Source organism: Streptosporangium sp. NPDC003464, from assembly GCF_053588315.1.
This window is the reverse complement of sequence record NZ_JBSFPS010000397.1, coordinates 1-6,380: the sequence shown is the minus strand read 5'-3', so window position 1 is coordinate 6,380 and position 6,380 is coordinate 1. Positions and strand designations below refer to the sequence as shown.

Sequence of the window (6,380 nt, the reverse complement as noted above, 5' to 3'; positions counted from 1 at the left end):
CTGGTGAGCACGCACGATGGTGGAGTCCACACAGATCACCGACCAGTCGACCTGGCCTGCGGCGTCGTCGTGGACCTGGATGTGTTCCAGGAGCCGGGCGAAGGTGCCGTCGGCCGACCAGCGGCGAAAGCGCTGGCAGACGGCCTGCCAGGGGCCATACCGTTCCGAGATGTCGCGCCAGTCGGCGCCGGTGCGGATCTTCCAGACGATGCCACCTGGCACCTGGCGGCGATCGCGCCGACGACCACCGCGTTCAAGGTCGGCCGGCAGCAGGGGGCGATGCGCTCCCAGGCGTCATCGGTCAGTTCATGGCGACGAACCATGTGTTCCATCCAGCCACATCATCGGTGCCGCGTCAGGCGAACTGGTCTGCGGCCGGGGAGTGCGAGGGACCGGAAGGCCCCTCACCCGAGCCCTGGCTCCACGCCTACAATCACCACCGAGCACACACCGCACTCGGCGGTCACCCACCAGCCAGCCGCGTTCCTAACCTCTCAGGTCAATACACCTAGTTCTGCCGGGCATTCCCGGCCGGTACCCGCCGTGCCTGAACCGCTGAAACGTCAGCGCTCTCAGCCCTACCGCCAATCTCTGCACCGGTCCTCCCCGGATGCCGATCCATCGCCACGGCCCACCAGAGCACCAGAGGAGTCGAGCGGGCACTGACCTGCCAGAAACGCGGTCCGGCCGGACTCCACAACGGTGATGTGGTGATAGCCGGGAGGCTGATGGAGCCGGTCGGGATTGATACGGGTGGTCCTCGGTGTCATGACGGCGAGTCTGACGGACACCCGGGCCGACCCGCACCAGGCTTTCTAGGCTCGACCGACCCGGCCATCCTCCGCACACGGGCAATCCCGCCGGCACCAGAGGGGTCTCCACCAGCATGCCGAGACCCCTCCACGAACTTCCGCAGGGCAGCACCAGATTCTTCGGATCCGGGATGTACCGGACCGCGGCGAACCCGTCACGGTCGCCGCCTTCGCGTGCCGTACGGACCGTACGGCGGAATTCGTCCAACTGGCCGCGCCCAAATGTCCATGGCGGTGAGTTCCAGCACATCTGAAGATCCATTGCATAAATCCTCAGATCGCAAGGACACTCGTTATGCGTAGACGCACGCGTGTTTCGCTGATCGCCTGCCTGCTGGCAGGCTCCGCCATGGTCCTGGCCCCTCCCCCGTCGTCCGCCGATGCGGCCGTGACCATCCGATCCTCATCCCTCGCCGTCGACGTCGACGGCGACTTCCCCCGAGTCATCGGCTACACCTGGCTATCCGATGGCAGCAGGCTGCCCGGCCAGACCGTTGATCTGGCCAAGGTCCAGATCAACGGCACCGAGTACACGCCTGCCGTCACCGCCACTCCTGGTGCCGACCGGGTGGACTACGCCATGCAGGTCGAAGATCTCGACATGACGATCAATGTCCGCCTGGCCGTCACCGCCGACACGCTCACGTTCTCCGTCACCGACGTGACGGAGAACGGGGCCACCAAGCTTGAGAAGCTCGCGGTACCGGGACACAGCATCGTTTCGGCCAGCGCAGATCTGGCCGAGGCCACAGTGTCCTCGGCGCTGATCTACAAGTCGTCCTACGACACGGGGCCCAAGCGGGACATTGTCGCCAAGGTCGCCGACGCCGCGGTCGACAGTGCTCCAGCGCCGACGAACGTCGCCATCGTGAGCGCCGGCAAACTGGCCGCCTCGGTGTGGTCGTCCTCGTTCGTCACCTACGGCCCGCTCCTGCGCCAGACCACCCAGACCGCCACCGGCAAGAGCACGGGCGTGTGGAGCAACACGTGGATCTACCGGGGCCCAGACGGCAAGACGACCGTTCAGCCAGAGATCAAGGTGGTTCTCACCGGAGAGCGCAACGGTGACGGCAAGGTTGACTGGCAGGACGGCGCCATCGCCTACCGGCAGATCACACCCTTCCCCAAGGGGTCGGGGAACGTGCCGGACAACGTGATCGGCTACATCTCCATGAACTTCGCGAGCACCGTGGGCAATCCCTTCCTCGCCCAGCTCGACAAGATCAAGATGGGCTCGCTCTACACCGACGGCCTGGGCCAGTGGATCCAGCTCAAGGGGTACGCCAGCGAGGGCCACGATCAGGGCCACCCCGACTACGGCGGCCACTACAACACCCGCGCGGGCGGCCTGAAGGACCTCAACACGCTGGTCGAGGCAGGAAAGAAGTACGGCGCGCGGATCGGCGTCCATGTCAACGCCAACGACGAGCTGATGGAGACCAAGGCGTTCCGTTGGGACAAGCTGGATCCCAACGACATCAAGAACCCCTGCTACGTCTGGATCGACCGGCACTTCTGCATGAACCAGACCAAGGACCTGGTCTCCGGTGACCACTTCCGGCGCGTTCAGCAGCTCCGCCAGGAAGTACCGAACCTCGCCTTCATCTACAACGACGTGTACTTCGGCGAGGACTGGCGCGCATGGCGCAACTTCAAGGACTACGCCGACAACGGCTTCGAGTCCCACACCGAGTTCCCAAGCTGGGGCTGGCCGTACGTCACCTGGTATCACCAGTCGGGCGACTACGACCACATCGGGATCAATTCTGACATCTTGCGGTTCCTCTACAACGACAAGGCCGACACTTGGGTGGGCAAGGAGAACCCACTGCTCAAGGGCATGGTGACCAAGGGCATCGGCCAGTGGCACGGCGACCACGACGTCAAACGGTGGATCGACCACGTCTACAACACCAACCTGCCCACCAAGTTCCTGCAGCACTTTCAGATCACCAACTGGGCCGCGAACCAGATCAAGTTCACCGGCGACGTGACAGCCGAACTGGTCAACAACGCGCCCCGCTACTCCAAGGACGGCAAGGTCGTCCTCAACGGCGACTCCTACCTGCTGCCCTGGCCACCCGCGAACGGCGCCAAGGCCTACCACTGGAACGCCAAGGGTGGCCAGACCACCTGGCAGCTGCCCGCCTCGTGGCCACAGAACGGCAAGGTCGTCCTTTACGAGCTGACCGACACCGGGCGCAAGCTGTCCACCACGCTCCGCGTGCGCAAGGGCTCAGTGGGCATCGCCGCCAAGGCCAAGACCCCCTACCTCCTGGTGCCGGCTGAGCTGCCTGCTCAGGCCGATGTCAAATACGGCGAAGGCGGCACGCTGGTCAACCCGTCGTTCACGGCCGGCTCCACGCAGGGCTGGACCGTCAGCGGTGACGCGGCGGTGGGCAAGGACGACCAGGGCTGGTACCAGCTCAACCTCACCGGCACCGGCGGCTCCGCCGTACAGCGAAGCCTCACTCTGGAGCCCGGCACCTACACAGCCGCGGCCTACGTCTCCACCGACCAGGGGCGACGGGCTTCTCTCAAGGTCAGCGAGTACGGCGGAGCCCCCGTGGAGACCTGGATCGACACGACCCCGCCCAAGCTGGCCGACGCGGTCAACCGGCTGCAGGACAAACCCTTCCAGAAGATCAAGACGGTTTTCACCGTCCCCGCTCAGTCGAGTGCCACGATCGCCCTGAGCGCCACGGGCAGCGGCAACACCTCCTTCACCGACGTCCGGATCATCCGGACCGACGGAGCGGATCCGCACCGGGACGGGCACTTCTTCACCGAGGACTTCGAAACGGTGGACCAGGGCTGGGGGCCCTTCATCCAGGTCCAGGGCGGTGAGTCGGGCATCCACCTGGCCGAGCTCAACAAGGGGTACACCCGTGACGCCCTGTCGGGGGACTTCTCGCTCAAGCTCATCGAGAGCAACACCGGCACGAAGATCACAACTTGGCCGGGGACCCTGCGCTTCGAACCAGGTCACGCTTACCGGGTCCGCTTCGACTACGCCTCCGACGGAGTGGACGCCTACCGCTTCGAGCTGACCGGCGGCGGCAAGACCCTGCTCAGCACCCCTCTGGCACAGACCACCGACCGGCCCATGGACAGCGCTCCGCCGGACGGGCCCAAGCCCGAGGGCTGGACGGACTCGCTGCCTCCGCAGGGCCCCGCACCGACCAGAAGCGTCGACCAGGTGTTCACCACCGGTTCACTCAAGGACGTCGCCCTCACCGTGCGCCAGCTCGTCGGTGCCGGTAACCCGAGCGCGGTGCTGGACAACCTGGTCATCGACGACCTCGGCACCGTCGCGGACTCCACGGCGGGGCCCGTCGCCACCCTGACCCTGGACCGCGACAGCGTCCTGCCCGGCCAGGCCACGCCGATCACCGTGACGATCAGCAACAAGTCCGGCACGGCCATGACCGAGGTCACCCCGGCGCTGCAGGCTCCCGAAGGCTGGCAGGTCCAGACCCCGGATCCGATCGCGCGGATCCCCGCAGGCGGCTCGGCCACCGCGACGTTCACCCTCACGCCGCCGCAAGGCGCAGCGATCGGCGCCATCACCATCTCGGCCGCCTTCACCTGGAACGACGCGAAGGTGGCTGTGGCGGAGAACGTGGACTTCGCAGCCTTGTTCGACACGGTGCCTGCGGCGTACAACAACGTCGGCACCACCGACGCGGCGACAGCCGGCAAGGGACGGTTCGACGCCAGCGGCAACAGCTACCTGGACTCCGCTCTCGCCGCCCAGAACCTCACGCCGGGCGGCGAGGTGAAGATCGACGGCATGACGTTCACCTGGCCGTCCGCCGCTTCCGGCACCGTGGACAACATCCAAACGGCCGGGCAGATCGTCAAGCTGACCGGCAAGGGCATGCTGGGAGTCCTGGGTGCGGCGACCGTCAACACGCAGAGCGCCATCATCGTCAAATACACCGACGGCACCACCTCCAGCGGGCTGATCGGCTTGCCCGCCTGGAACTCGGCCGAGACCTGGCGGTACGGCGCGCGCACCGTGGCCACGGTGGACACGATCAACTCGCCGTCGGGGCCGGTGAGCGGCACCTACCGGGTGTTCTACAACAGCGTCCCGTTGGAGCAGGGCAAGGCGGTGGCCTCGGTGACGTTGCCGAGCGCGTCCGGAATCCATGTCTTCGATCTGGCGACCAGAGCGCTGGTCCCTGCCCCGCCCACCGCCACGGTCTACGCATCAGACCTGGAATGGGTGAGCGCGACCAGTGGCTGGGGCCCGGTGGAGCGTGACCACGCACTGGGCGAGAACCTGCTCAACGACGGCGACGCGATCCGGCTCAACGGCAAGGTGTACGCCAAGGGCCTGGGCGCCGCGCCGTTCTCGGACTCAGACAGCGTCATCACCTACAACCTGGGCGGGAAGTGCACGCGCTTCACCGCCGAGGTGGGCCTGGATGACCGCCAGGCGAGCCGAGGCAGCGTCGAGTTGAAAGTCCTGGCCGACGGACGGGAGGTATACGCCAGTCCGACGATGGGGCCGAGTACGCCGACCGCGGTGATCGATGCGGACATCAGCGGGGCCAAGGAGGTCAAGCTGGTGACCGGCAACGCTGGAGACGGCGACGGCAACGATCACGGCTCCTGGGGAGACGCCAAGTTCACCTGTAGCTAACCGCGAAAGGCGGGATGCGTTACGCATCCCGCCTTTTCGGCTTGGGAGATAACGCATCGCGAGACGGGGTCCCGGCAGTAACGGCGAAATTTTCAACGGACATGCAGGTCAGATCCCCGGTAAGGGCCTTTGCGCACAGCCTGGAAGAGGGGCTGCTGACCTGCATATCCGTTGTTTCCTGCGCCGTTACTACCGGGACCCCAGGCGAGCGGCTCCGCAACACTGGAGGTGTGGCAGACGAAGCGGCGCATGGACAGGTCGTAGGCGGTTGCCGCCGAATACCGGAAGACCGCGGGCGGGAAGGCGCCGGTCGACGCGCTCCGCCGTCAGGGGCACGGCCCGCACGGCGAGGTACGGTGACCGGGCCGGTCCAGCGGGTCGGCGTGCACGGTACTGATCACCCCCCAGCCGTCGCCGCCGTCGCGCACCTGGATCACCTCCGGGGGCTGTCCGGCCAAGTCGACGATCTCGGCCACCACCGCGGTCAGGTCATCAGGCAGACTTGCGGAGGGGGTAGAGGGGCCGGAGCGGGGGGCGACATAGTGTCGGTCCTTTCGTCAGCTGATGACCATGGTAGGAATGGTCCGCCCGGCCCGGGCGGCGTGCAGCTCACCTTTTTTCCACGGTCCGATCTTCCCCGGGCTGGGCAGGAGTGGAGTCGAGGCGTGCGCGCAGCTCGAGCACCTCGACGCGCAGGGCCTCGCGCTGGGCCGTGAGGTCCTCTCGCTGACCGCGTAGCTCGGCGAGCAGGTCCTGGTCGGCCTCGTGCCGGGCTTGGGCGCGGGCGAGGTCGGCGGAGCCGGCCGCGCCCTGGGCGCGGGCGTCCTCCAGCTGCGTGCGCAGGGCGCGCAGCTGCTCGTCGCCGGCGCGGCGCAGTTCCTCCAGCTCGGTGCGTGTCGCGTCGGTCTGGGCGCGGG

The 6,380-nt window shown here is 66.9% G+C and carries 2 protein-coding genes and 3 pseudogenes; 1 reads left to right on the top strand and 4 read right to left on the bottom strand.

The window, feature by feature from the left end; translation table 11 throughout:
* Positions 1–332, bottom strand: a pseudogene (locus ACWDS7_RS45450) (transposase); the annotation flags it as partial.
* 775 nt (positions 333–1,107) lie between these two features.
* Between ACWDS7_RS45450 and ACWDS7_RS45445 the strand changes: the two are divergent.
* On the top strand, positions 1,108–5,463 hold the full coding sequence (locus ACWDS7_RS45445) for an endo-alpha-N-acetylgalactosaminidase family protein (RefSeq protein ID WP_451934352.1): 4,356 nt from the start codon (positions 1,108–1,110) through the stop codon (positions 5,461–5,463).
* A gap of 92 nt (positions 5,464–5,555) precedes the next feature.
* On the opposite strand, the pseudogene ACWDS7_RS45440 reads toward ACWDS7_RS45445, so the two are convergent.
* The 3 genes and pseudogenes from ACWDS7_RS45440 to ACWDS7_RS45430 form a co-directional block, all read right to left on the bottom strand.
* Positions 5,556–5,777, bottom strand: a pseudogene (locus ACWDS7_RS45440) (hypothetical protein); the annotation flags it as partial.
* Between the two features lie 12 nt (positions 5,778–5,789).
* Positions 5,790–5,942, bottom strand: a complete 153-nt coding sequence (locus ACWDS7_RS45435) for a hypothetical protein (protein WP_451934351.1) — start codon at positions 5,940–5,942, stop codon at positions 5,790–5,792.
* 130 nt (positions 5,943–6,072) lie between these two features.
* Positions 6,073–6,380, bottom strand: a pseudogene (locus ACWDS7_RS45430) (hypothetical protein); the annotation flags it as partial.

Excerpts from the sequence above, each read along its gene's own strand:
- ACWDS7_RS45445 (WP_451934352.1), top strand. The coding sequence starts at position 1,108 with ATGCGTAGACGCACGCGTGTTTCGCTGATCGCCTGCCTGCTGGCAGGC.